The organism is Streptomyces sp. SID5469 (genome assembly GCF_009862865.1).
Taxonomy (GTDB): domain Bacteria; phylum Actinomycetota; class Actinomycetes; order Streptomycetales; family Streptomycetaceae; genus Streptomyces; species Streptomyces avermitilis.
Window position 1 is genome coordinate 5,690,802 of the sequence record NZ_WWIN01000001.1, and the last position, 25,152, is coordinate 5,715,953.

Consider the following 25,152-nt stretch of genomic DNA (forward strand, 5'->3'; position numbering starts at 1 on the left):
GCGTCGGGTGACAATGCTGGGGTACCGTCCGAAGAACAGTCTTTCTAAGTCTTTATCAAACTCACTATGGCAGGAGGGACGGGGCGGCACCGCTCCGTATGGATGGACGTGAAGCGATACTTCCGTGGGCCGGTCATGTGGATCGTGCTGGCCGTCCTTGCCGTGGTCGTGTTGATGCAGGTCGTCGGCTCGTCCGGCGGCTACAAGACAGTGGACACCGGCCAGGTCGTCCAGGCGATCAATGAGAACAAGGTCCAGCAGGCCAAAATCACCACCGGTGACGAGCAGGTCATCAAGGTCGAGCTGAAGGACGGCCAGAAGGTCGACGGCAGCTCGAAGATCCAGGCGAGTTACATCGGCGACCAGGGCGTGACCCTCGCGGGCACGCTCCAGGACAAGTACCAGAACAAGCAGATCCCGGACGGCTATACGGTCTCGCCGTCCAAGCAGAACCCGTTCGTGGGCATCCTGCTCTCTCTGCTCCCCTTCGTCCTGATCGTCGTCGTCTTCCTGTTCCTGATGAACCAGATGCAGGGCGGCGGCTCCCGGGTCATGAACTTCGGGAAGTCCAAGGCGAAGCTCATCACCAAGGACACCCCCAAGACGACGTTCTCGGACGTCGCGGGTTCGGACGAGGCGGTCGAGGAGCTCCACGAGATCAAGGAGTTCCTCCAGGAGCCGGCGAAGTTCCAGGCCGTCGGGGCGAAGATCCCCAAGGGCGTGCTCCTGTACGGGCCTCCCGGTACCGGCAAGACGCTGCTGGCGCGTGCCGTCGCGGGCGAGGCCGGGGTCCCCTTCTACTCGATCTCCGGTTCCGACTTCGTCGAGATGTTCGTCGGTGTCGGTGCCTCCCGAGTCCGTGACCTCTTCGAGCAGGCCAAGGCGAACGCCCCGGCGATCGTCTTCGTCGACGAGATCGACGCGGTCGGCCGCCACCGCGGCGCCGGCCTCGGCGGCGGTCACGACGAGCGCGAGCAGACGCTGAACCAGCTGCTCGTCGAGATGGACGGCTTCGACGTGAAGGGCGGCGTCATCCTGATCGCCGCCACGAACCGGCCCGACATCCTCGACCCGGCTCTCCTGCGCCCCGGCCGCTTCGACCGCCAGATCGCGGTCGACCGCCCGGACATGCAGGGCCGTCTGGAGATCCTCAAGGTTCACCAGAAGGGCAAGCCGGTCGCCCCGGACGTCGACCTGTCGGCCGTCGCCCGCCGCACCCCCGGCTTCACGGGTGCCGACCTCGCCAACGTGCTGAACGAGGCCGCGCTCCTCACGGCCCGCAGCGACAAGAAGCTGGTCGACAACTCCATGCTGGACGAGGCGATCGACCGCGTGGTCGCGGGCCCGCAGAAGCGGACCCGGATCATGTCGGACAAGGAGAAGAAGATCACCGCGTACCACGAGGGCGGCCACGCCCTGGTCGCGGCGGCGTCTCCGAACTCCGACCCGGTCCACAAGATCACGATCCTGTCGCGCGGCCGTGCCCTCGGCTACACGATGGTCCTGCCGGACGAGGACAAGTACTCCACGACCCGCAACGAGATGCTCGACCAGCTGGCGTACATGCTGGGCGGGCGCGCGGCCGAGGAGCTCGTCTTCCACGACCCGACGACGGGCGCTGCGAACGACATCGAGAAGGCCACCGCCACGGCCCGCGCGATGGTCACGCAGTACGGCATGACCGAGCGTCTCGGCGCGATCAAGTTCGGCGGCGACAACACCGAGCCCTTCCTGGGCCGGGAGATGTCGCATCCGCGCGACTACTCGGAAGAGGTCGCCGCGCTCGTCGACGAAGAGGTCAAGAAGCTCATCGAGAACGCGCACAACGAGGCCTGGGAAATCCTGGTCGAGAACCGCGACGTCCTCGACGCCCTGGTGCTCCAGCTGCTGGAGAAGGAGACGCTGAGCAAGGAGCAGATCGCCGAGGTCTTCGCTCCCATCGTCAAGCGCCCGGCCCGCCCCGCGTGGACCGGCTCCTCCCGGCGCACCCCGTCCACCCGCCCGCCGGTGCTCTCCCCCAAGGAGCTGTCACTGACGAACGGGGCGAACGGCGCGTCGCCGGCGATCGCCAACGCGACGGAGTCGGTGCCGGCCGCGGAGTCGGCTCCGGAGGACCGCACCGAGGGCTGACACCCCTCGGCGGCCGCCCTCATCAGGCCCGGAATGAATGCCGCGCCCCCCAGGTTCTAGCCTGGGGGGCGCGGCATGTTCGTATGCTCGTACATCAGGCGCGTGATCCGTGCGCGTCGCAGGTTCAGGAACGAGGCACCAGATGACCGACCCGGTGACGCTGGACGGTGAGGGCACCATCGGCGAATTCGACGAGAAGCGTGCCGAGAACGCCGTGCGGGAGCTGCTGATCGCGGTCGGTGAGGACCCGGACCGTGAGGGTCTCAGGGAGACTCCGGGGCGGGTGGCCCGGGCATACCGGGAGATATTCGCGGGGCTGTGGCAGAAGCCCGAGGACGTGCTGACGACCACGTTCGACATCGGACACGACGAGATGGTCCTGGTGAAGGACATCGAAGTCCTGAGCAGCTGTGAACATCACCTGGTGCCGTTCGTCGGTGTGGCCCATGTCGGGTACATCCCGTCCACCGACGGAAAGATCACGGGTCTCTCGAAGCTGGCGCGGCTCGTGGACGTCTATGCCCGCCGGCCCCAGGTGCAGGAGCGGCTCACCACGCAGGTCGCCGATTCCCTCATGGAGATCCTGGAGCCGCGCGGTGTGATCGTCGTCGTCGAGTGCGAGCACATGTGCATGTCGATGCGCGGGGTGCGCAAACCCGGGGCGAAGACCATCACGTCGGCGGTGCGCGGTCAGCTGAGGGACCCGGCCACGCGCAACGAGGCCATGAGCCTGATCATGGCGCGCTGACGCCGCACGTCGTACGCCGCCCGCTGGAGGGCGTACGCCTGGCGCCCGTTACGCCGCCGGAGCCGTCCCGCCGCCGTTGGTGTCGTCGTCCTCCGGGAGTTTGCACACGCGCTCCAGGAAGAACGCCGCCGCTATGACGCCGACGCCGGCGAGGACCGAGAAGCCGGCGTAGATGGCCTGGTCGCGGCGGGCGGGGATGTCGAGGGATTCCAGGAGGAAGGCGCCGGTGCCGCCGTACATACCGGCGACCAGGGCCGCCACCAGCGCGCTCGCCTGGCCGAAGACCACCGCGCGGGCCGCCATCAGGGGGTCGACGCCCTTGGCGCCGGGGCGGCGCTCCCGCTGGGCCTTGAGGCGGGCGCGCAGCGAGAGTGCCGTGGCCAAAAGGACGACCGCGATCAGAGCCAGGACGATGGGGGCGGCCAGCGGGACGCGGGGCAGTGTGCCCACCGAGTTCCACAAGCGGGCTCCGGCCCAGGACAGTACTCCTGCCACGACGAACACCGCGGCCAGCGTCCTGATGCGCAGCTCTTTCACTTTGCCCCTTCGGTAAGCCGGCCTCTCGGCGTCTCGCGTCTAGACCTTAACGACTACTCGGGCAGCCGGAGTTCCAGGTCGGCGCGCGGCACGATGCCGTCGCGCGTGACGGCCGCCAGCAGCTGCTCCACGGGGCCGCGGCCGGGGAGCTGGGCCTCCGGGTCCACGTCGTACCAGGGGGCCAGGACGAACGCCCGCTGGTGGGCGCGGGGGTGGGGAAGCGTGAGCACCGGATCGTCGGAGACCACGTCGGCGTACGCGACGATGTCCACGTCGATCGTGCGCGGGCCCCAGTGCTCGTCCCGGACGCGGTGGAACGCCTCCTCGACGGCGTGGGCCCGCTCCAGGAGGGACGACGGGGGCAGGGTCGTCTTCAGGAGCACCACCGCGTTGAAGTACGCGGGCTGGCTGCCGGGCTCCACGCCCCACGGCTCCGTCTCGTAGACAGGAGAGACCGCCTTGACGCGGACGCCGGGCGTGTCCTCCAGGGCGTCGATCGCGCCCTGGAGCGTCTCCAGGCGGTTGCCCAGGTTCGAGCCCAGGGAGATCACCGCGCGCTTGGGGTTGGAGAGGGTCGTGTCGGCGGCGTCCACCCGCTCCACCACGGAGGCGGGCACCGGCTGAACGGTCGGGTCGCTCTGACCCTCGGTGTAGAACGCGGTCATACTCGGCTCCTGGTGATGGTGACGGTCACGTCGTCGAAGGGGACCGTGATCGGTGCGTCCGGTTTGTGGACGCACACCTCGACCTCCAGGACCGGTGCGTGTTTGAGGCAGGAGAACGCGATGCGCTCGGCGAGCGTCTCGATGAGGTCGACGGGATCGCCCTCGACGACGGCCACGACCTCCTCCGCCACGATGCCGTAGTGCACGGTCTTCGACAGGTCGTCGTCGGCCGCGGCGGGCCGGGTGTCCAGCCCGAGGACGAGGTCCACGATGAAGGTCTGGCCCTCTTCGCGCTCCTTGGGGAACACCCCGTGGTGCCCGCGGGCCTTCAGGCCGCGCAGCGCGACACGATCCACGCGAATCACTCCTGCAATCGTCGGGACGGCCGGCATCCACCGAGTGCGGTCGGCGCACCAGCCTCAAACGAATCTACCTGCGGGCACTGACAGCACTCGCTCTTGGGGGCGCGCGCCCGTGTGAAGGCCAGGAGGGTTCATCGGGCGTTTCCCCTGGGGCGCACGGCGGCTCACGGGTTGGTAGCCGTCCCTACCCAGGGGTAGGTGATTCCAACCACTACGCCGCGCCCGCCCGCTCGGGCGGGGGATCGCCTCGGGCGAAGATCGTCCTCAGTCGGGAGACTCGTCGCCCTCTTCCGCACCGGTTTCGGCCAGCACGGGGGACGCGTGGTGCGACCAGAGCTTCCAGCCGTCGGGGGTGCGGCGGAACACGTTCGTGGCGACGACCAGCTGGCCGACGAGCGGCCCGAGCTCGTCGCTGTCGTCGGGGGGCGGGCCGCCGCTGAGGATGTTCTCGGTGCAGGTCACCAGGGCGGTGTCACCGGTGACGGAGACATGCACGTCGGTGAGGAAGAACTGGATGTACTCGGTGTTCGCCATGATCAGCGCGTACGACCTGAGGACCTCGCCGCGGCCGCTCAGCACCGGCCAGCCGGGGTGCACGCAGGAGACCACGCCGGCGTCCGCCGGGTCGTGGTACTCCTCGTCGACGCCGAGGTCGGCGGGGGTCAGCCAGAGTGAGGACAGTGTCTCGAAGTCGCCGCGTTCCATCGCCTCGTAGAAGGCGGTGTTGGCGAGTCCTACCTGTTCGACATCGGTGTCGGGGGTGGGGGTGCTCACCGGGCTCCCTCTGCGGCCTGGGCGGTGTCCGGGGCGGCCGCCGCGGGGGCTGCCTGCGCGCTGCGCTCGGAGCGGGCGCCTTCCACGGCGCGGGCGACGCGTACGGCGTCCGCCGTGGCCCGTACCTCGTGCACGCGGACCGCCCACGCGCCCTGGTGGGCGGCGAGCGCGGAGACCGCGGCGGTGGCCGCGTCGCGCTCCCGGGCGGGCGGCGGGGCGCCCTCGGGGCCTGCCAGTACGCGGCCCAGGAACCGCTTCCGGGACGCGGCGACCAGCAGCGGGTGGCCCAGGTCGCGCAGCCGGTCGAGGTGGGCCAGCAGCGTCAGGTCGTGGTCGGCCTCCTTGGAGAAGCCGAGGCCCGGGTCGACGACGATCCGGTCGGGCGCGATGCCGCCTTCCAGAACGGCCTCCACGCGTGCGTGCAGTTCGTCGACCACTTCGGAGACGATGTCGTCGTACGTCCCTCGTATGGTGCCGCCGGCCAGGAAGCCGCGCCAGTGCATCACCACGAAGGGGGCGCCCGCGGCCGCGACGACCGGGATCATCTCCGGGTCGGCGAGGCCGCCGCTGACGTCGTTGACGAGGGCCGCGCCGGCCGCGAGGGCCTGCTCGGCGACGGAGGCGCGCATGGTGTCCACGGAGATCGTGACGCCTTCGGAGGCGAGACCGCGGACGACCGGGATGACGCGCTTGAGTTCCTCGGCCTCGTCGACGCGGGTGGCGCCGGGGCGGGTGGACTCGCCGCCGACGTCGACGAGGTCCGCGCCCTCGGTGACCAGGTCGAGTCCGTGCTTGACGGCGGTCGTGGTGTCGAACCAGCGGCCGCCGTCGGAGAAGGAATCAGGCGTCACGTTGACGACCCCCATGACCGCGCAGCGGTCCCATGTAGGCAGTCCCGCCACTCGGCCGCGCCCGCTCTTCTTGCTCATGCGTCCAGCCTAGGCCTCCCGGTGGTCGGCCGAATCGCCTCGGGAGGGGGGAGGCGTTGCCGCCGGGCGGGTGGGGGCTGCCCGTGGCGGGGGCTCGCCGGCCGCCTCGCGGCCTGTTTCCCACCGCCCTGCCGGTTTCCCACCGCCCTGCCCGTCCCGTGCCTCTGTCTCGCGCCTGCCCGTCCGGCGGGCGGCGTTCCAGGTCGCCTACGCGGCCCGAACGCCCCTCTCCGCCACCCTGTGGGCGCACGGGGTGGGGATCGCCTTCCGGCGGCGCAGCAGGCGCGGCAGGGCCAGGTTCACGAAGCCCTCCGCCTGCATCGCCGCGAGGCCGATGCGCGGAAGGTCGCGCGACGACGCGTAGACCACGAAGCGCGGCTCCCAACGCGGACGGAACTTCGCGTTGAACTTGTAGAGGGACTCGATCTGGAACCAGCGCGAGAGGAACACCAGCAGTCCCCGCCACGCCCTCAGCACGGGGCCCGCGCCGATCTTCTCGCCGCGTGCCAGTGCCGCCCGGAACATCGCGAAGTTCAGCGAGACGCGCACGATGCCGAGCTTCGGAGCGGCCTGGAGCGCCGCCACGATCAGCAGTTCGTTCATGCCGGGGTCCGCCGAGCGGTCCCGGCGCATGAGGTCGAGCGACACGCCGTCGGTGCCCCACGGGACGAAGTGGAGTACGGCCTTCAGATCGCCGTACGGACCGGGATCCGCGTCCGCCTTGTGGGCGGTCGCGATCAGACAGTCGCCGTCGGCCGGGTCGCCGATGCGGCCGAGCGCCATGGAGAAGCCGCGTTCGGTGTCGGTGCCGCGCCAGTCCTCGGCAGCGCGCCGAATGCGCTCCAGCTCGCCCTCGCTGAGGTCACGAATACGCCGTACCCGGGTCTCGTAACCGGCCCGCTCGATGCGCTTCACCATCTGGCGCACATTCCGCATCGCGCGCCCGGCCAGGGAGAAATCCGCGACGTCCACCACCGCCTCGTCACCCAGTTCGAGGGCGTCGAGGCCGGTCTCGCGGGTCCACACCTCGCCGCCCGTCTCGGAGCAGCCCATCACGGCGGGCGTCCAGGAGTGGGCCTGGGCCTCGTCCATGAAGCGCTCGATCGCGCCGGGCCAGGCCTCGACGTCACCGATCGGGTCGCCGCTCGCGAGCATCACCCCCGACACGACGCGGTACGTGACGGCCGCCTTGCCGCTGGGGGAGAAGACGACCGCCTTGTCGCGGCGCAGCGCGAAGTGGCCGAGTGAATCGCGGCCGCCGTGCTTCTCCAGGAGCGCCCGCAGCCCCTCCTCGTCCTGCGCCGTGAGGCGGGCGGCCGGGTGTTCGGGGCGGAAGGCGAGATAGATCGTCGTGACGGCGGTCAGCAGGCCGAGCGCGCCGAGCGAGAAGGCCACCGTCCAGGACGTGTTGCCCGAGTAGTCGACCGGGCCCTCGAAGCCGCACAGCCCGTACAGGACGTGCTCGATGCGGTCGGACAGGCTCGGGTCGCCGACCAGCCGGTTGGGGTGGGCGCTGACGATGACCAGGCCGAGCAGCAGGGAACCGGCGCCCACGAGGACGAAGTTGGCCAGCGCACGCCAGCGGCTGCGGGGGTCGGGAAGGGCCTCGAATTCGCTTCGGTGGCGCAGCAGCGGCGCGAGCAGCGCCAGCGAGATGACCACGCCGATGAGCGAGTGACGGTACGCGAACTGCGCCACGGCGCCGGCCGGCAGCAGCACCACGGCGGCGCGCCACGCCCGGCGTTTGCGCCGGCGCAGGCCGTGCGCGAGGAGCAGCAGAAGCATGCCCGTGCTGATGGCCAGGGCGGCCGCGAACGGGCCCAGCGCGCCGGGCAGTACCTCGGCGATGGCGTGCATACGGCTGTGCCGGAAGCGCGGGAAGACACCCGCGGCGACGTCCAGGACTCCGACGAGTGTGCAGGCACTGGCGACCACGGCGGGGACGGCCTCGGGGCGCGGACCGCGGACTATGCGCCGCAGCACGCCCGATCGATCCGGAACCTCGTCCGACATTTCCCCATCTATCCTGACAGACATCGCATCCCGTAGTTCCGCGAGAGACCTTGAACCCGGTGCCAATTCCGGCATCCGGCGACATTGCGCCCTCTAGGACGGTGTCTCAGGGAGAGAGGTTCACTCCCCAACGGAAAGCTGGTTCAAAGGCGAAGGAAAGTCCGGGGCAAGCCCGCGCGAAGGTATGGAGGCCGGCCTCGGGACGGAATGCGCAGGCGGGAAAGGGACCATGGGTCTGACGAGCAACAAGGTGCTGGTGCTGGCCGCCTTCTTCGCCGTGCTGCTGTTCATCGGCACGGTGTGGCTCTGGCCACGGCTGGCGCGGCGCAACTGGCGGGCCGTCGGCGGACGGGTCGCTCTGCTGCTCGCCACCCAGGTGGCGATCTTCGCGTCGATCGGGGTCGCCGCCAACCAGGCCTTCGGCTTCTACGCCAGCTGGGCGGACCTGTTCGGCCGGGAGAGCGGTCAGGGCGTGGTCGTCGACCACAACGCCGGCGGCGGTTCGGGCGGCGGCCCCCTCCAGATGCTCGGCACCCAGCCGGTGAACGTCACGGGCGGCGGGCGGCCGCAGCTCGGCGGCCAGATCCAGAAGGTCGGCATCGTGGGTCGTACGACGCACATCGCCACGCGCGCGTACGTGTATCTGCCGCCCGAGTACTTCCAGCCGCAGTACCGCACGCGCACCTTCCCCGCGGCCGTCGTCCTCACCGGCTACCCGGGCACCGCCGAGGCGCTCATCAAAGGGCTGCACTATCCGCAGACGGCCCATGAGCTGGCCAAGAACGGCCAGGTGCAGCCGATGATCCTGGTGATGCTGCGGCCGACGGTGGCGCCGCCGCGCGACACGGAGTGCGTGGACGTCCCGGGCGGCCCGCAGACGGAGTCGTTCTTCGCCAAAGACCTTCCCGATGCCGTACTGGCCCACTACAGGGTGGGCAGAAAGCCGGGCAGCTGGGGCATCGTCGGCGACTCGACGGGCGGCTACTGCGCCCTGAAGCTCGCCATGCACCATCCGAAGGTGTACGCCGCCGGGGCGGGCCTTTCGCCGTACTACAAGGCGCCGCTCGACCCCACGACCGGAGATCTCTTCCGCGGCGACAAGGGGCTGCGGAACCGGGCCGATCTGTTCTGGTATCTCAAGAACATGCCGGCCCCGGACACTTCACTGCTCGTCAGCAGCAGCAGGATCGGCGAGGCCAACTACCAGAACACGCTCAAGTTCATGGAGCAGGTGAAGGCCAAGCGTCTGACGAGGGTCTCGTCGATCATCCTCGACAGCGGCGGCCACAACTTCAACACCTGGCGGCGGGAGATCCCGGGGACGCTCCAGTGGATCAGCGGGCGGCTCAGCGACCGCTGAACGCCGTCCGGCGGGCTCTGTGAATGCGCGGCGGAATTCGCCGAGAAGTACGAGTTCGGTTCCCGGAGTAAGAGAACGCCGAACCACTGCCGGATCACTGACGAACCACTGCCGAAGCACTGTCGAAGTGCCACCGAACCGCCGCCGGAAGGAAATGATCAAGAAGGTGGGGCCTTTGTGCGCTCCCGTGGCGGGGTGAAGGTTTCGGGGTGGCTGGGTTTTTACCGCGCGGGGCACCAAGATTCGCCTACGCGCGGTAAGTTTCTGGCCATGCCACGTGGACGTCACCGCCATTCCCCGCCCCTGCACAGGATGTTGCCTCCTTCGGTCATCGCGGGCGTGTCGCTCGTCTGCGCTCTGGGGCCCTGGCTGTTCACGGAGCCGATGGTGCTCCGCGGGCTGGCCGGGGGCGCCGCGGTGACCGCGATCGTCGGCGCCGTCGTCCTGCGCCGCTGGGACACGGCGGCGGGCAAACGCGTCGCGGACCTCACGCGCGCGCGTGCGAGCGACGAGTGGCGTCACGAGGAGCGGGTCGCCAAACTGGAGACCGACCTCGAGGAGTCGCGCGAGCTGCGCGTCAAGCTGGAGCACAAGCTGCGCGCGAAGCGGGCGGAACTGGCGGGCCTACGCAACGAACACGCGGCGCTGCTGCGGCGGTACGCCACGGCGGAGACGGAGCGGGCCACAGCGCTGGAGGGCCGCCGCCTGCTCGAGATAGAGGCCACGACCCCGGCCCGGGCGCTGCCCGCGGCCCCGGTCCGCCCGCAGACGCCGGGCGGCTCGGAGACGCCGGGCGGCTCGGAGACGCAGGGTCGTACGGAGACGCCGGGTGGCTCGGCGGATTCGGGTTCAGCGGACGCGGGAGTGGCGGACGCGGGAGCGGCGGGGACGCCCGAGACGGCGACGGTGGCCGAGCCGGAATCGACCGAGCCGGTCGAGTCGGCGGAGGTCGAGGCGGCCGAGTCGGCCGAGGCGGAGACCGACGAGTCCGTGTCGCCCGCTTCCGCGGTCTTCTCCCCGTCCGGCTCCCCGCTCTTCCTGCGGGCCAACTCGGCGCTGGACGCGCTCACGAAGGCCGAGGCGGCCAAGAAGGCCGCGGCCGACGACACGGCACCGGCGAGCGCCGGGCCCGCGCCGGAGGCTTCCGCGCCGGAGGCCACCTCCGTACGGGACGACGACTCCGTAGGGGCCGATTCGGTACAGGACGACTCCGTACAGGGTGACTCCGTACAGGACGCCCCCGTACAGGAGAGCGCGCCCAAGGACGAGTCCCCCAAGGGCGGCACCCCGAAGAGCGAGGCCCCGGACGCCGGCTCCGTCGAGGAGGCCGTGCGGGAGGACGAGGCGGAGGGGAAGCCCGAGGCGGTCGACGGGAATGAGCGCGCGGCCGCCGTGCCCGCACCCGCCGTTCCCGTATCCGCCGTGCCCGCGCCCGAGGAGCCCGAGCACTCCGCCGTGGCCGCCGCATCCACCGAGGCCCACCCGGCGAAGCCCGCCGAGCCGGCCTCGTCGGCCCGGCGCTCCGGGCACTTCACCGTGCCGACCGCGGTGGCCGTCGTACCGGCGTCGCCCCGGCGGCGGCCCACGGTCGAGGGCGGTTTCGACTTCTTCGGTACGCAGAAGGGGACGTCCGCGCAGGCCCTGGAGGCCGTGCAGAACGAGGACCTCGCGGACGTGGTCGGCCAGGAGGCGCTCGCCCTCCACAAGGCCGAGGCCGAGTCCGGCTTCAAGCCGGCGGGCGAGGGCTCCCGGGGTGTCGGCCAGGTCATCGACCTGACCGCCCACGACGAGACGGAACATATCGACGTACAGGAACTGCGCATCGACGTGAAGGAACTGCGCAGCGCGGTTTCCTGAGCCCGCAGGGCAAGGGGCTGACGGGCGGGCGGCACACAGCCGCCCGCCCGAGTCATTCGGATTCGGCCCGCCCGAGTCACCCGGATCGGCCCGCCCGAGTCACTCGGATTCGGCGCCCTTGGCCATCCACCGGTCCGGTCGGGCCTCCCGTCGCCCCGTCCGGGACCGGTCCGCCTGCGCGTGCAGCAGCGCCGCCGCCTCGCCGGCGTCCCGCAGGCGCGCCGTCACCGTCTTGTTCGCCCCCGTGTCCACATGCACGTCGGCGACCTTCTTGAAGCGCGCCCACGGCCCCTGTTCCAGCCGTACGCTCTGCACCTTCGCGTGCGGGACGAGCGCCAGTCTGCGGCGCAGCAGGCCGTGCCGGGCCGCGAAGACCGTGTCCGTGACGGCGAGCCCGTATCCCCGCCACCACAGCGGCACGCACCACCCCGCCCGCCGCGGCGGGCGCGGCAGCGAGCGCGGCACGGTCACCCCCGGCAGCACCCGGGCGATCACGGCCTCGGCCGCCTCGCGCGGAGCGACGGGCACGAGGACGGAGTTCGACGACCCCGCCACGTCCAGCTCCACCCGCACCCACCCACGCCGCCGCCACAGCAGCGGCTCCACGATCCGCACGGTCTGTACGCGTCCCGGCGGCACCGTCTCGTGCGTACGGTCGAGGAGGCCGTGGTCGATGCGCAGCCCGTCCGGCGATTCGCCCACCGTCCAGTCGTACTCCCCGAGGAAGCGCCCCACGCTGCTCGCGCCCGCCGCGCCGAGCAGCGGCAGCCCGGTCGCCAGGACCGTCCACACGCTGTGGGTGCCGAACCACAGCAGCGGCGGTACGACGACGGCGGCGAGCAGCGAACCCCAGGTGGCGCCGGTGAGCAGCACGGACACGGCGAGCTTGCCCGGCGGCACGTGCAGCAGCTGTCGTACCGGGGCCTCGCCCACCTCGTGCGCGGTCTCCGGTGCGAAACCGGCCGCGCGGGCGAGCAGTTCGGCGCGCAGGGCACGTGCCTCGCCCTCGCCCAGGTAGGCCAGTTCGTCCTTCTTGTCCGTCCCGACGACGTCGAGTTTCAGCTTGGCGACGCCGGCGACCCGGGCCAGCAGCGGCTGGGTGACGTCGACGGCCTGGAGCCGGTCCAGCCGGATGTGCGCGGTGCGGCGGAACAACAGGCCGGTGCGGATGCGCAGTTCGGAGTCGGTGACCGCGAAGTGGGTGAACCACCAGGTGAGGAAGCCGTAGAGGGAGGCGGCGGGTATGAGTACGGCAAGCCCGATGAGCAGCATGGTCGTGGTGAGTCTGGTCAGCTGCTCCTGGGCCGCGTTGGGGTCGTGCACCGCCCAGCCGACGAGCACGGCGACCGGCGCCCACGCCCGCCGGAACGGGGTCACGGGATGCAGCCGCCGTTCGTCCAGCGGCCTCTCCCCGCCCGCCGCCGGCTTCTCCCCGCCCGCCGCCGCCGGCGGCCCGTCCGCACTCACGGCCATCGGCTTCTCCGCGCTCACAGCCCCGCCGATCGGGCCTGGCCCAGCTCCGTGAGCCGGTCCCGCAGCCGCTCCGCCTCGGCCGGGTCGAGCCCCGGGATGCGCGCGTCCGTCGCCGCGGCGGCCGTGTGCAGCTGCACGCTCGCCAGCCCGAAGTGCCGTTCGACGGGCCCGGAGGTCACCTCGACGAGCTGCATGCGCCCGTACGGCACCACGGTCTCCTCGCGGAACAGCACCCCCCGGCTGATCAGCAGGTCGTCCGCGCGTTCGGCGTACCGCCAGGAGCGCCAGTTACGGCCGAGCATGACCCAGCCCCACGCCATCAGGACCGGCGGCAGCAGCGCGAAGGCCGCCCAGCCGGGTCCGGCGAGCAGTCCCAGCAGCAGGCCGACGCCGATGGTCAGCAGCCCCAGCCACACCACCAGCAACAGCCGTCGCATCCGCAGCAGGCCCGGCGGCAGTCCGGTCCAGACCGGCTCGGGCCCCGATCCGCCGGTGGTCGCGGTGTTCCCCGCGTTTTGGGCGCTCCCCGTTTCCATGCCGCAAGCGTACGTACGAGAGACTGTTCCCATGACTCCCACGACGGAGACCATGGTCGGTATCGGCGGCGCCGCGGAGAGCACCGACATGGTGCTCAACATCGGGCCCCAGCACCCGTCCACGCACGGCGTGCTGCGGCTGCGGCTCGTGCTCGACGGCGAGCGCATCCAGCACGCGGAGCCGGTCATCGGCTATATGCACCGCGGCGCGGAGAAGCTCTTCGAAGCGCGCGACTACCGCCAGATCATCATGCTCGCCAACCGCCACGACTGGCTGTCCGCCTTCTCGAACGAGCTGGGCGTGGTCCTCGCCGTGGAGCGGATGCTCGGCATGGAGGTGCCCGAGCGCGCGGTGTGGACGCGTACGCTCCTCGCCGAGCTGAACCGGGTCCTGAACCACCTGATGTTCCTGGGGTCGTACCCCCTGGAGCTGGGCGGGATCACCCCGATCTTCTACGCCTTCACGGAGCGCGAGGAGCTCCAGCACGTGATGGAGGAGATCTCCGGCGGCCGCATGCACTACATGTTCAACCGGGTCGGTGGCCTCAAGGAGGACCTTCCGGCCGGATGGGCCACGCGTGCGCGTGCCTGCGTCGCCGCCCTGCGCTCGCGCCTGGACGTGTACGACGACCTGGTGCTCGGCAACGAGATCTTCCGCGGTCGCACGCGGGGCGTGGGCGTCCTCACGCCGGAGGCCGTCCACGCGTACGGGGTGAGCGGACCGATCGCGCGCGGCTCCGGGGTGGACTTCGACCTGCGCCGCGACGAGCCGTATCTCGCTTACGGGGAACTCCAGGACACCCTGAAGGTCGTCACCCGGCAGGAGGGCGACTGTCTCGCCCGCTTCGAGTGCCTGCTGGAGCAGACGCACAACGCGCTCGACCTGGCCGACGCCTGCCTCGACCGGCTGGCCGAGCTGCCGCCCGGACCGATCAACCAGCGCCTGCCGAAGGTCCTCAAGGCACCCGAGGGCCACACGTACGCCTGGACCGAGAACCCGCTGGGCATCAACGGCTACTACCTGGTCAGCAAGGGCGAGAAGACGCCGTACCGGCTGAAGCTGCGCTCCGCCTCGTTCAACAACATCCAGGCGCTGACCGAACTGCTGCCCGGCACGCTGGTCGCGGACATGGTGGCGATCCTGGGCTCACTGTTCTTCGTGGTCGGCGACATCGACAAGTAGGCCCCTCAGCCGCCTCATCTGCCCGTTCGACATGCCAACGGGCTGAAGCAGCCAGCCGAAGTCGCCCAGGCCGCCGGGCGCGGTCAGCTCGGCGGCCGCCCCGGCGCCCGCGAGGGCACGTACGTACGCCGCAGGGTCCGTGCTCGCCAGGGACAGCGGCGGGCGCTCCCCGCTCACGCCCAGCGCGCGCAGGGCGTCCCGCTGGCTCAGCAGCCGGGCCCCCGGCAGCGCGCACGCGTCCAGGGCGACGTGCGCGGTGAGGTCGCACGAGCCGTCCGGTACGGGGAGGGTCTCCCGGCCCTCCCGGAAGCCGGTCAGCGTCCCGAAGGGCGGGCGCGTGTCCACGAAGTGGGCGTAGTCGACGGCGACCGCCAGACCGCGGTGGACGGTGCCGACGGCCGAGGCCCAGGCGATGTCCCTGGGGAGACCGATCTCGGCCCGCAGGCCCTCCTCGGGGGCAGGGGGCCACCAGCGCGTCAGCCACTGCGACTCCGCCCCCGCGACGGGCTCCCCGTGGCGCTCGGTCCCGTCGTCCCGTACGAGAACCAGCCGGGCTACGCCCGCGGAGTCCACCTCCGCCACCTCCACCGGCACGTTGTCCAGCCACTCGTTGGCGAACAGGAGGCCGGTGATCCCCTCCGGCGGCTCGGCGAGCCACTCGATCCGGTGGTCAAGATCTTCGGGGCGGCCGGCGAGCTCGACGGCGTACCCACGCGCGCGGGAGGCGATGTCCGGGGGGAGGGCGGCGAGGACACCGGTGACCAGCTCGCCGCGGCCCGCCGCCATGTCGACGAAGGCCAGCTCGGACGGGCGCCCCAGGGCTTCGTCGAGGTCGCGCAGCAGCCGGGCCACGGCACCGGCGAAGAGCGGGGACGCGTGCACCGAGGTGCGGAAATGGCCCGCGGGGCCCTCGGGCCGCCGATAGAACCCGGCGGGGCCGTACAGCGCCTCCTGGGCTGCCTCCCGCCACCCGCGCCACTCGCCGCCCGGCACGCGGCCGCCCCCGTCCGTCTCATCTGTCACCAGGCCAGGCTAAGCGCCCAGGTAAACCGGGCCTCCACCTTGCGGAGTACGAGCGCCCGTCCCGGATCGACCCTCCGGTTGACCCCTGCACCCTGCACGCTTCCCTACTCTGGGTTACGTGCAGCGCCTCTATGACTTCCTCCGCAGGCACCCGACGTGGGTCGACAGCTTCTGGGCCGTCGTCCTCTTCGGGATCACCGGCGTGAGCATCTCCAGCGTCAATGGGGCGCCGGACCAGCACGGCTCACTCGCCGAGGCGGTCCCGATCTCCTTCGTCCTGTCTCTCGTCGTCGCGCTGCGGCGCCGCATGCCGGAGAAGATGCTCGTCCTGGCCGCCGCGATGGGGCTGCTCCAGCTGATCCTGGACGTCCAGGTCCTGGCCGCCGACTTCGCCATGCTGGTGATCATCTACACGGTGGCCGCGGACGGCGCCCGCTGGGCCTCCCGGTTCGCCCTGGTCGGCGGGCTGTTCGCGGCGCCGGTCTCGCAGCTGCGCTGGCCCGAGCTGCACTCCAGCACCGCGGGCAACGTCCTGATAGCGGTCTTCCAGACGGTGCCCTTCGTGCTGGCCTGGGTGCTGGGTGACTCCATCCGCACCCGCCGCGCCTATCTCGCCCAGCTCGAAGAGCGCGCCGCCCGCCTGGAGAGGGAGCGCGAGGCGCAGTCCAAGGTCGCCGTCGCCGCCGAGCGCGCCCGGATCGCCCGCGAGCTGCACGACGTCGTCGCGCACAACGTGTCCGTGATGGTGGTGCAGGCGGACGGCGCCGCCTACGTCCTCGACACCGCCCCCGACCAGGCGAAGAAGGCTTTGGAGACGATCTCCTCCACCGGCCGCCAGGCCCTCGCCGAGATGCGCCGCCTGCTCGGCGTGCTGCGCACCGGGGAGCACCAGGAGGGCGGCGAGTACGTGCCGCAGCCCGACGTCGAGCAGCTCGACGACCTCATCGAGCAGTGCCGCAGCAGCGGCCTGCCCGTCGACTTCAAGGTCGAGGGCACCCCCCGGCCGCTGCCCAGCGGTGTGGAGCTGACGGCGTACCGCATCGTGCAGGAGGCCCTCACCAACACCCGCAAGCACGGGGGGCCGAACGCGGGGGCGAGTGTGCGCCTGGTGTACTTCGACGACGGACTCGGACTGCTCGTCGAGGACGACGGCAAGGGCGCCCCGCACGAGCTGTACGAGGAGGGCGGCGCCGACGGCCGGGGCCACGGCCTGATCGGCATGCGCGAGCGGGTCGGCATGGTCGGCGGCACCCTGGACGCGGGACCGCGTCCCGGCGGCGGCTTCCGCATCAGCGCCCTGCTGCCGCTCAAGGCCGCCCATTGACATGACCACTGACATCTGTCCGTGATTGACACCTGTACATACACCTGTACATACACCTGCACATACGTGAAAGGACCCCGATGGCGATCCGCGTGATGCTCGTCGACGACCAGGTGCTGCTGCGCACCGGGTTCCGGATGGTGCTCGCCGCCCAGCCGGACATGGAGGTCGTCGCCGAGGCGGGCGACGGCGTCGAGGCCCTCCAGGTGCTGCGTTCCACCGAGGTCGACGTGGTGCTGATGGACGTACGCATGCCGAAACTCGACGGCGTGGAGACCACCCGCCGCATCTGCTCCGAGCCGAACCCGCCGAAGGTGCTGATACTGACCACCTTCGACCTCGACGAGTACGCCTTCTCGGGACTCAAGGCGGGCGCCTCCGGTTTCATGCTGAAGGACGTGCCGCCCGGCGAGCTGCTCACCGCGATCCGCTCCGTGCACAGCGGCGACGCGGTGGTCGCGCCCTCCACCACCCGGCGGCTGCTCGACCGCTTCGCGCCGATGCTGCCCAGCGCCGGCAAGGAGCCCCAGTTCAAGGAGCTGGAGCGGCTCACCGACCGCGAGCGCGAGGTCATGGTGCTGGTCGCGCAGGGCCTGTCGAACGGCGAGATCGCGGCCCGGCTGGTGCTGTCCGAGGCGACCGTGAAGACGCACGTCGGGCGCATCCTGACCAAACTGGGCCTGCGGGACCGGGTGCAGGTGGTCGTCCTCGCCTACGAGACCGGTCTCGTACGGGCCGGCGGCCAGACCTGACCGGGAGCCCGCGAGCTCGTTAGGGTCTGCTCATGCTCCTGTGGATCAACGGGCCCTTCGGGGGCGGCAAAACACAGACCGCACACGAGATCCAGCGGCGCCTGCCCGGCAGTGTCATCTGCGATCCGGAACACGTCGGCTTCGGTCTGCGCCGCATGCTGCCGCCCGGACTGCGCGCGAACTTCCAGGACCTCGCCTCCTGGCGGCAGGGCGTGGTCGAGGTCCTGGACCTCGCGCTCACCCGGCACGACGGGGTCGTGATCGCCCCTATGACGATCACCGACTCCGGCTGCTTCGCGCAGACCGTCGGCCGGCTGCGCGAACTGGGCCACGACGTAAGGCACTTCGCGCTTCTCGCCGAGCGCGAGACCGTACTGCGGCGGCTGCGCGAACGCGGCTTCGGACACCTCCTGCGGTACGTTGCCGGGAAGGACGCCCCCTTGCGCGGGGAGAGCTGGGCGGTCGGGCAGCTCGACCACTGCCTGGAGCGGCTGCGCGAACCGGAGTTCGGCGAGCACCTGTGGACCGACCAGTCGACCGTGCCGAAGACGGCCGACCGGATCGCCGTACTGGCGGGGCTGACGCTCGCCCCGAACACGGAGGGCGCGCTGCGGACGCGGCTGCGGCAGGTGCGGGTCGGAGTGAAGCACATGCGGTTCGACTGACCGGCCCTACCTGAGGATCCCCTCCAGGAAGTCGCTCCCCAGGCGCGCCACCACCGTCACGTCCAGCTGATGCAGCACGTACCGGCCGCGGCGGCGCGTCGTCAGGAGCCCCGCCTTCTTCAGGACGGTGAGGTGCCGTGAGACCTCCGGCGCGCTCAGGTCGTGCGCGTGCGCCAGCTCTCCGGTGGTGTACGGCGCCCTGGCTATGTACCGGCACAGGCGCAGCCGGACCGGATGGGCGAGCGCTTCCAGGCGCAGCTTGAGCAGCTCCACCGAGGCCGCGCTCGGCAGCTCGGGCGCCGCGACCGGGTAGTGCACGACCGGCCGCCAGCCCGAGGCGTGCAGCACCAGCAGATGCGGCCAGCCGTGGTACGACGGGACGAAGGTGACGCCCGGGCCGACGGCGGGGTCCGTCGCGGTCGCCGCGCCGTGGGCGAGCTTGTCCGCCTCGATGCGGGTGCGGCCCCCGGCCGTGTTCAGCGACAGCGCGGCCGAGACCGAGGTGAGTGCCTCCTCGAGTCCCTTGTGGCGCAGGAGCTCCGTCTTGTGCCGGGCGTCGGCGGCCAGTTGGGGGTGCACCCGGCGCCAGGTGTCGGCGAAGAACGCCTCGTCGCAGTCCTCCAACAGACGGCGCACCCAGGCCCGTACGGTCGGCGGGTCCGCCAGCAGCCGCTGGGTGAAGCCCAGTTGCCTGGGGCCGCGGCTGGCCGCCAGCTCCAGGGCGATGGCGTGGCGCGCGCGGTCGACCAGCGGGGAGGGCAGCCCGGCCGCGTACTGGGAGCCGCAGCTGAACTCCAGAGCCGCCGTGACGAACTCCTCGTCGTCCAGCCGGTCCAGGATGTCCAGGTCCTCGGCGAGCGTCGCCCCCGGCCGGACGTGGCCCCCGGCGACGCCCGCGAAGGGCATGAAGATGTCCGAGAACGTGCTCCGCCACAGGAAGTCCGCCTCGCTCAGCCGGTCGGCCAGGTCCGGCTTCAGCGCGGCGCTGATCGCGGTCGCCCAGCCCTGCGTCGCCGGGTGATGGCCGGGCTCGGCGAGGGCGTGCAGGGCGACCGCCAGCTCGGCCAGCGGCGACGTCTCGAAGACGATCCGCTCGGCCGGCAGCCCCGTGATGTCGATGCACACGCTCATGGCCTCATGGTGCGCCCCGCCACTGACAACGCCGCCGCCGATTGACAGGCCCCGTCAATCGGGACGACGTGCGGCCCGGACAGGCGCAGGCTGAGATCCACCGGGGCCCGCGGCAACCGCTGACGGGCACGGCCGTTGGGCCTTTGGGATCCCCTTTCCCTCGGCCCTTTCCCTTGTCCCTTTCGCCCGTCCCATTCGCCCGTCTCGTTTCCTCGTCCCGTTTCCTCGTCCCGTTTCCCGTCCCGAAGAGGCGATCGGCCATGAGCGCCACCCAGCAGTACCTTCTCGACAGCTACCGCGCTCAGCGGCTCGGCGAGCCCGTGCCGCCCGCGCCGGGCACCCATGACCGGCGGACCGCGCGCGAGCTGCGCGAGTACCGCCGGTTCCGCGCGGTACTGGCGGGCCGTCCGGCCCACGGACGGGTGCGCACGGCCCTGGCCCGGTGGCTGCGCGGGCGGCCGCGGCCCGTCTGCTGAGGGGCGGGCGCCCGGACGCCGGCCGACAAAGGCGCTATCCGTTGTCCGGCAGCTACCCGGCAGCGCTACCCGGCAGCGCCGGGCAGGCGCGTCACGAACTCCTGGACGGCCGCCTTGACGTCTTCGGCCGTCCACTGAAGGCCGTGCGCCCGTACGGAGACCTCGGTGACCGCCAGGCCCGGCCCGCCGCGGGTCCAGGCGTTGGCGAACAGGAAGGTCCCGGTCTCCTCGGCCTGCCGCGTGGCGGCTTCCGTCACCACCTCGGGGTCGTACGGCAGCCAGAGCTGGAACTCATGGGTGTGCGGCTCCTCGGGGTGCACGCGCAGCCAGGGCACCCCCGCCGCCGCGAACCCCTCGCGCAGCGCCGCGGCGACCACGCGCGCGTGCGCCACGTACTCCGGCAGCCGGGGCAGCTCCTCCTCCAGCCCGGCCAGCGCGGACAGCACCGCCGGGAACTGTTGGACGACCATGCCGCCGTACCGGTGCCGCCAGGTCTTCGCCTCGTCGACCAGGGTTTTCGGGCCGGCCAGTGCCGCGCCGCTGAACCCGCCGAGCGATTTGTAGAACGACACGTAGACGCTGTCCGCGAGGCCCGCGATCTCGTCCAGGGGGCGGCTGAAGTGGGGTGTGCACTCCCACAGGCGTGCGCCGTCGAAGTGGACCACCGCGTCACGTTCCCGGGCGGCCGCCACGACCTCGGACAGCTCCTCCCAGGAGGGCAGGACGTAGCCGACGTCCCGCAGGGGCAGTTCGAGCATGAGGGCCCCGAAGGGCTCCTCGAAGTCGCGCACCTCGTCGGCGGTCGGCAGCCGGGGCTCGTCCGTCACGCGGACCGGGCGCAGTCCGCCGACCGTGCCGAGCGCGTTCCGTTCGTGCACTTCGGGGTGGCTCAGCGCGTGCAGCGCCACGGTCGGGTTGCCGGTACGACCCGCCCAGCAGCGCAGGGCCACCTGCTGGGCCATCGTCCCGGTGGGGAAGAACGCCGCGGCCTCCATGCCCAGCAGCCCGGCGACCCGCTCCTCCAGGGCCGCGACGATCCCGTCCCCGTACATGTCCACGGACTCGTCCAGGTCGTACAGCCGCGACGCGTCCTCCAGGAGCGCCAGCCGCTCCCTGATGGTGGCCCGGAACCCGGGGCGCGACAGGACGCGCCGGGCCCCCCGGTAGGCCGCCGTCCGCCGCGCGCGCCGCAGCTGAGCCGACGCCTCCCCGGTCCCCTCCGCAGATGTCTCCCCGGTCCCCTCCGCCGACGCCTCCCCGGCCCGCTCCGCCGCCCGTTCCTCGCCCTGCTCCGCCGTATCGCTCATCCTCGGATCATGCCGCGCGCCGCATCCGCCGGGCACCCCGATTTCCCCGTCACCGCGCGTCGCGGAAACCCACAGCCTGTGGACAACCGGTCGGCCTTCGAACCAATCGCGTTAACATGACGAGAAATCGTCCGGTACCCCGAGCGGACTGGAACGGGAAGGCCGCCTTCGAGTGAGTACATTCCAACAGCCAGACCCCAGGGACCGCCCCGCGCGGCTCACCGTCGGTGTCGTCGGAGCCGGCCGGGTCGGCCCCGCCCTGGCGGCGTCGCTCCAGCTCGCCGGGCACCGCCCGGTGGCCGTCTCCGGGGTCTCCGACACCTCCGTGCGCCGGGCCGCGGCGATGCTGCCCGACGTGCCGCTGGTGACCCCGGCGCAGGTTCTCGAGCGCGCCGATCTCGTCCTGCTGACCGTCCCGGACGACGCCCTGCCCGGCCTGGTCGAGGGGCTCGCCGAGACCGGTGCCGTACGCCCCGGGCAGCTGCTCGTGCACACCTCCGGGCGCTACGGCACGAAGGTCCTGGACCCCGCGCGCAGCGCGGGCGCCCTGCCGCTCGCGCTGCACCCGGCGATGACCTTCACCGGCACCGCCGTGGACGTCCAGCGGCTGGCCGGCTGCTCCTTCGGAGTCACCGCGCCCGACGAGCTGCGCCTCGCCGCCGAGGCCCTGGTGATCGAGATGGGCGGCGAGCCCGAGTGGATCGCCGAGGAGAACCGGCCGCTCTACCACGCGGCTCTCGCCCTCGGCGCCAACCACCTGGTCACCCTGGTCGCCGAGTCCATGGAACTGCTGCGCACCGCGGGCGTCGAGGCCCCCGACCACATGCTCGGCCCGCTCCTCGGCGCCGCTCTCGACAACGCCCTGCGCTCCGGTGACGGGGCCCTCACCGGCCCCGTCGCGCGCGGGGACGCGGGCACGGTCGCCGCGCACGTCGCCGAGCTGCGCAAGCACGCCCCGGGGACCGTGCCCGGCTATCTCGCGATGGCCCGCGCGACCGCCGACCGCGCGCTCGCCCACGGGCTGCTCAAGCCGGAACTCGCAGAGGACCTCCTCGGGGTACTCGCCAACGGCACCGAGGGAGATGCCGGATGACCACCACCCTGCTGCGCACCGCCGACGAACTGCACGCGCGTGTGCGCCACGGCCGCCGGGCCGTCGTGATGACCATGGGCGCCCTCCATGAGGGTCACGCGACCCTGATCCGCACCGCCCGCGAGATCGCCGGGGCCGAGGGCGAAGTCGTCGTCACCGTCTTCGTGAACCCCCTCCAGTTCGGCCGGGGCGAAGACCTCGACCGCTACCCGCGCACCCTCGACGCCGACCTCAAGATCGCCGAGGCGGCGGGTGCCGACGTCGTGTTCGCCCCGTCCGCGGACGAGGTCTACCCCGGCGGCGAACCCCAGGTGCGCATCTCCGCGGGCCCCATGGGCGAGCGCCTCGAAGGAGCCTTTCGCCCCGGTCACTTCGACGGCATGCTCACCGTCGTCGGCAAGCTGCTGCACCTCACCCGCCCCGACGTGGCGCTGTACGGGCAGAAGGACGCCCAGCAGCTCGCCCTGATCCGCCGCATGGCGCGCGACCTCAACTTCGGCGTGGAGATCGTCGGCGTGCCCACCGTGCGCGAGGACGACGGCCTGGCCCTGTCCAGCCGCAACCGCTACCTCGCCGCCGACGAGCGCCGCACCGCACTCGCGCTCTCCCAGGCGCTGTTCGCCGGCCGCGACCGGCACGCCGCCCAGGAGGCGCTGCGCGCGCGGGCCCGCGAAGTGCCCGCCACGCGCGCGCGTGCCGAGGCCCTCAGCGCCATAGGGGAGTCCCGCGCCGCCGCCGACGCGCACGCGGTCGCCAAGGCGACCCCCGCGGGCACCTCGGGGCCCGCCGCCGTCCGGTGCGCCGCCCGCCTCGTGCTGGAGGAAGCCGCCCGGCTGCAGCCGCCGCTGGTCCTCGACTACCTGGGCCTGGTCGACCCCTCGGACTTCACCGAGATTCCCGACGACTTCACCGGCGAGGCGGTCCTCGCCGTCGCCGCCCGGGTCGGGACGACCCGGCTGATCGACAACATTCCCCTCACCTTCGGAGCCGCCTCGTGACCGGCACAGGTACTGGCAGCACAGGCATAGGACCGCACGGCACCGGTACGGGCATACGCCTGCACGCGCCCGCCCCCGGCTGGTCCATCGCCGCCGACGTCGTGGTCGTCGGCTCCGGCGTGGCCGGCCTGACCGCGGCCCTGCGCTGCGAGGCCGCGGGCCTGACGACGGTCGTCGTCACCAAGGCCCACCTCGACGACGGCTCCACCCGCTGGGCCCAGGGCGGCATCGCCGCGGCCCTCGGCGAGGGCGACACCCCCGAACAGCACCTCGACGACACGCTGGTGGCGGGCGCGGGCCTGTGCGACGAGGAGGCCGTACGCATCCTCGTCACCGAGGGCCCCGACGCCGTACGCCGGCTGATCGCGACCGGCGCCCACTTCGACGAGTCCTCCGAGGGCGGCCTCGAACTCACCCGCGAGGGCGGCCACCACCGCCGCCGCATCGCCCACGCGGGCGGCGACGCGACCGGCGCGGAGATCTCCCGTGCCCTCGTCGAGGCGGTTCGCGCGCGCGGCCTGCGCACCGTGGAGAACGCGCTCGTCCTGGACCTCCTCACGGACGCCGAGGGACGCACCGCGGGTGTCACCCTGCACGTCATGGGAGAAGGCCAGCACGACGGCGTAGGAGCGGTCCACGCCCCCGCCGTGGTCCTCGCCACCGGCGGCATGGGCCAGGTCTTCTCGGCGACCACCAACCCGTCCGTGTCCACCGGCGACGGCGTGGCGCTCGCCCTGCGCGCCGGAGCGGAGGTCAGCGACCTGGAGTTCGTCCAGTTCCACCCGACCGTGCTCTTCCTGGGCGCGGACGCGGAGGGCCAGCAGCCCCTCGTCTCCGAAGCGGTACGCGGCGAGGGCGCCCACCTGGTCGACGCGGACGGCGTGCGCTTCATGGTGGGGCAGCACGAGCTGGCCGAACTCGCCCCCCGGGACATCGTCGCCAAGGGCATCATGCGCCGCATGCAGGAGCAGGACGCCGAGCACATGTTCCTGGACGCCCGGCACTTCGGCGCCGCCATGTGGGAACACCGCTTCCCGACGATCCTGGCCGCCTGCCGCGCCCACGGCATCGACCCGGTGCACGAGCCCGTCCCCGTCGCCCCGGCCGCCCACTACGCCTCCGGAGGCGTCCGCACGGACTCCCGGGGCCGTACGACCGTGCCGGGCCTGTACGCGTGCGGTGAGGTCGCCTGCACCGGCGTCCACGGTGCCAACCGACTGGCCTCGAACTCCCTCCTGGAGGGCCTGGTCTACGCCGAGCGCATCGCCGCCGACATCGCGGCGGGCCCCGCGGAGAACGCCCGCCACGCGCGCGTGCCGCAGCCGGTCCCGCAGCCGGAGAAGCCGGCCCACCCGCTGCTGGCCCCCGAGGCCCGTTTCGCGATCCAGCGGATCATGGCGGACGGAGCGGGCGTCCTGCGCTCGGCCGAGTCCCTCGCGAAGGCCGCCGACCGCCTCCAGCAACTGCACACGGACGCCCGCGACGCCCTAGACGAGAACGGCAAGACGGCCGAGCCGGGCGTCGACACCTGGGAGGCCACCAACCTCCTGTGCGTGGCCCGCGTCCTGGTCGCCGCCGCCCAGGTGCGTGAGGAGACCCGCGGCTGCCACTGGCGCGAGGACCACGCCGACCGCGACGACACCACCTGGCGCCGCCACATCGTCGTACGGCTGAATCCGGATCGCGCACTCGCCGTACGCACCACCGACACAGCAGACTTCCCCCCGACCCTCCCCCCGGCGCTCGGCTCCGCCCGAGCGGGGGAGGCCCCCATGGCCCGACCGGCGCGTCCGTCCCGTCCCCAGGAGCAGTGACA

At 72.0% G+C, this 25,152-nt stretch carries 23 protein-coding genes; 12 read left to right on the plus strand and 11 right to left on the minus strand.

The features are described from left to right. Nucleotides 1–102 precede the first annotated feature (102 nt). Nucleotides 103–2,130, plus strand: coding sequence for an ATP-dependent zinc metalloprotease FtsH (ftsH, locus tag GTY58_RS24420; RefSeq protein WP_037649154.1), 2,028 nt, complete (start codon nt 103–105; stop codon nt 2,128–2,130). A 142-nt stretch (nt 2,131–2,272) separates the two neighbouring features. Beyond that, on the plus strand, nt 2,273–2,878 hold the full coding sequence (gene folE, locus GTY58_RS24425) for a GTP cyclohydrolase I FolE (protein WP_010986091.1): 606 nt from the start codon (nt 2,273–2,275) through the stop codon (nt 2,876–2,878). A 48-nt stretch (nt 2,879–2,926) separates the two neighbouring features. Here folE and GTY58_RS24430 read toward each other — a convergent pair whose 3' ends face one another. The 6 genes from GTY58_RS24430 to GTY58_RS24455 form a co-directional block, all read right to left on the minus strand. Continuing rightward, on the minus strand, nt 2,927–3,415 hold the full coding sequence (locus GTY58_RS24430) for a DUF3180 domain-containing protein (protein WP_010986092.1): 489 nt from the start codon (nt 3,413–3,415) through the stop codon (nt 2,927–2,929). 53 nt (nt 3,416–3,468) lie between these two features. After that, complete coding sequence (gene folK, locus GTY58_RS24435; RefSeq protein ID WP_010986093.1) at nt 3,469–4,080, minus strand: 2-amino-4-hydroxy-6-hydroxymethyldihydropteridine diphosphokinase; 612 nt, start codon at nt 4,078–4,080, stop codon at nt 3,469–3,471. Beyond that, nucleotides 4,077–4,436 carry a dihydroneopterin aldolase gene (gene folB / locus GTY58_RS24440; protein WP_010986094.1) on the minus strand — a complete coding sequence of 120 codons (360 nt, stop codon included), beginning with the start codon at nt 4,434–4,436 and terminating at the stop codon, nt 4,077–4,079. The genes folK and folB overlap by 4 nt, the downstream gene beginning before the upstream one ends. 270 nt (nt 4,437–4,706) lie before the next feature. Continuing rightward, on the minus strand, nt 4,707–5,216 hold the full coding sequence (locus GTY58_RS24445) for a nuclear transport factor 2 family protein (protein WP_010986095.1): 510 nt from the start codon (nt 5,214–5,216) through the stop codon (nt 4,707–4,709). Beyond that, complete coding sequence (gene folP, locus GTY58_RS24450) at nt 5,213–6,145, minus strand: dihydropteroate synthase (protein ID WP_010986096.1); 933 nt, start codon at nt 6,143–6,145, stop codon at nt 5,213–5,215. Before folP ends, GTY58_RS24445 begins: the two co-directional genes overlap by 4 nt. A 207-nt stretch (nt 6,146–6,352) precedes the next feature. Continuing rightward, nucleotides 6,353–8,158 (minus strand): phosphatidylglycerol lysyltransferase domain-containing protein, encoded by a 1,806-nt coding sequence (locus tag GTY58_RS24455; protein ID WP_010986097.1) that lies wholly within the window; start codon nt 8,156–8,158, stop codon nt 6,353–6,355. A gap of 229 nt (nt 8,159–8,387) precedes the next feature. Here GTY58_RS24455 and GTY58_RS24460 point away from each other — a divergent pair, with 229 nt between their 5' ends. Together GTY58_RS24460 and GTY58_RS24465 are read left to right on the plus strand one after the other, a co-directional pair. Continuing rightward, on the plus strand, nt 8,388–9,518 hold the full coding sequence (locus GTY58_RS24460) for an alpha/beta hydrolase-fold protein (protein ID WP_010986098.1): 1,131 nt from the start codon (nt 8,388–8,390) through the stop codon (nt 9,516–9,518). A gap of 270 nt (nt 9,519–9,788) precedes the next feature. Beyond that, the gene (locus GTY58_RS24465) at nt 9,789–11,375 is read left to right on the plus strand and encodes a hypothetical protein (protein WP_107082979.1); all 1,587 of its coding nucleotides are present in this window, start codon (nt 9,789–9,791) and stop codon (nt 11,373–11,375) included. Nucleotides 11,376–11,474: 99 nt separating this feature from the next. On the opposite strand, the gene GTY58_RS24470 is transcribed toward GTY58_RS24465, so the two are convergent. Both GTY58_RS24470 and GTY58_RS24475 read right to left on the minus strand, forming a co-directional pair. After that, entirely contained in the window at nt 11,475–12,848 is a 1,374-nt protein-coding gene (locus tag GTY58_RS24470; RefSeq protein WP_010986100.1) for a PH domain-containing protein, read from the minus strand. A 14-nt stretch (nt 12,849–12,862) separates the two neighbouring features. Further along, entirely contained in the window at nt 12,863–13,384 is a 522-nt protein-coding gene (locus tag GTY58_RS24475) for a PH domain-containing protein (RefSeq protein ID WP_010986101.1), read from the minus strand. A gap of 31 nt (nt 13,385–13,415) precedes the next feature. On the opposite strand from GTY58_RS24475, the gene GTY58_RS24480 reads away from it, so the two are divergent. After that, complete coding sequence (locus tag GTY58_RS24480; RefSeq protein ID WP_010986102.1) at nt 13,416–14,567, plus strand: NADH-quinone oxidoreductase subunit D; 1,152 nt, start codon at nt 13,416–13,418, stop codon at nt 14,565–14,567. On the opposite strand, the gene GTY58_RS24485 is transcribed toward GTY58_RS24480, so the two are convergent. Continuing rightward, nucleotides 14,532–15,590: an SAM-dependent methyltransferase gene (locus tag GTY58_RS24485; RefSeq protein WP_010986103.1), complete on the minus strand. Its 1,059-nt coding sequence runs from the start codon at nt 15,588–15,590 to the stop codon at nt 14,532–14,534. The genes GTY58_RS24480 and GTY58_RS24485 overlap by 36 nt on opposite strands. 118 nt (nt 15,591–15,708) lie before the next feature. Here GTY58_RS24485 and GTY58_RS24490 point away from each other — a divergent pair, with 118 nt between their 5' ends. From GTY58_RS24490 to GTY58_RS24500, 3 genes are all read left to right on the plus strand, one after another. After that, nucleotides 15,709–16,914, plus strand: a complete 1,206-nt coding sequence (locus GTY58_RS24490) for a sensor histidine kinase (protein WP_010986104.1) — start codon at nt 15,709–15,711, stop codon at nt 16,912–16,914. A gap of 80 nt (nt 16,915–16,994) precedes the next feature. Then, a complete protein-coding gene (locus GTY58_RS24495; RefSeq protein WP_010986105.1) occupies nt 16,995–17,666 on the plus strand; it encodes a response regulator transcription factor in 672 nt (223 codons plus the stop codon). A gap of 32 nt (nt 17,667–17,698) precedes the next feature. After that, on the plus strand, nt 17,699–18,331 hold the full coding sequence (locus tag GTY58_RS24500) for an AAA family ATPase (protein WP_010986106.1): 633 nt from the start codon (nt 17,699–17,701) through the stop codon (nt 18,329–18,331). A 6-nt stretch (nt 18,332–18,337) separates the two neighbouring features. On the opposite strand, the gene GTY58_RS24505 is transcribed toward GTY58_RS24500, so the two are convergent. Continuing rightward, nucleotides 18,338–19,456 carry a DUF5937 family protein gene (locus GTY58_RS24505; RefSeq protein WP_037649244.1) on the minus strand — a complete coding sequence of 373 codons (1,119 nt, stop codon included), beginning with the start codon at nt 19,454–19,456 and terminating at the stop codon, nt 18,338–18,340. 266 nt (nt 19,457–19,722) lie between these two features. Between GTY58_RS24505 and GTY58_RS24510 the strand changes: the two genes are divergently transcribed. Continuing rightward, a complete protein-coding gene (locus GTY58_RS24510; protein WP_037649159.1) occupies nt 19,723–19,938 on the plus strand; it encodes a hypothetical protein in 216 nt (71 codons plus the stop codon). A 65-nt stretch (nt 19,939–20,003) separates the two neighbouring features. Here GTY58_RS24510 and GTY58_RS24515 read toward each other — a convergent pair whose 3' ends face one another. Continuing rightward, on the minus strand, nt 20,004–21,245 hold the full coding sequence (locus GTY58_RS24515) for a beta-eliminating lyase-related protein (protein WP_010986109.1): 1,242 nt from the start codon (nt 21,243–21,245) through the stop codon (nt 20,004–20,006). Between the two features lie 172 nt (nt 21,246–21,417). On the opposite strand from GTY58_RS24515, the gene GTY58_RS24520 reads away from it, so the two are divergent. From GTY58_RS24520 to GTY58_RS24530, 3 genes are read left to right on the plus strand one after another with little or no spacing between them, the layout of a single operon-like run. Further along, on the plus strand, nt 21,418–22,338 hold the full coding sequence (locus GTY58_RS24520; protein ID WP_010986110.1) for a DUF2520 domain-containing protein: 921 nt from the start codon (nt 21,418–21,420) through the stop codon (nt 22,336–22,338). Next, a complete protein-coding gene (gene panC, locus GTY58_RS24525; protein ID WP_010986111.1) occupies nt 22,335–23,336 on the plus strand; it encodes a pantoate--beta-alanine ligase in 1,002 nt (333 codons plus the stop codon). Before GTY58_RS24520 ends, panC begins: the two co-directional genes overlap by 4 nt. Continuing rightward, nucleotides 23,333–25,150 (plus strand): L-aspartate oxidase, encoded by a 1,818-nt coding sequence (locus tag GTY58_RS24530; RefSeq protein WP_010986112.1) that lies wholly within the window; start codon nt 23,333–23,335, stop codon nt 25,148–25,150. The genes panC and GTY58_RS24530 overlap by 4 nt, the downstream gene beginning before the upstream one ends. Nucleotides 25,151–25,152 lie beyond the last annotated feature (2 nt).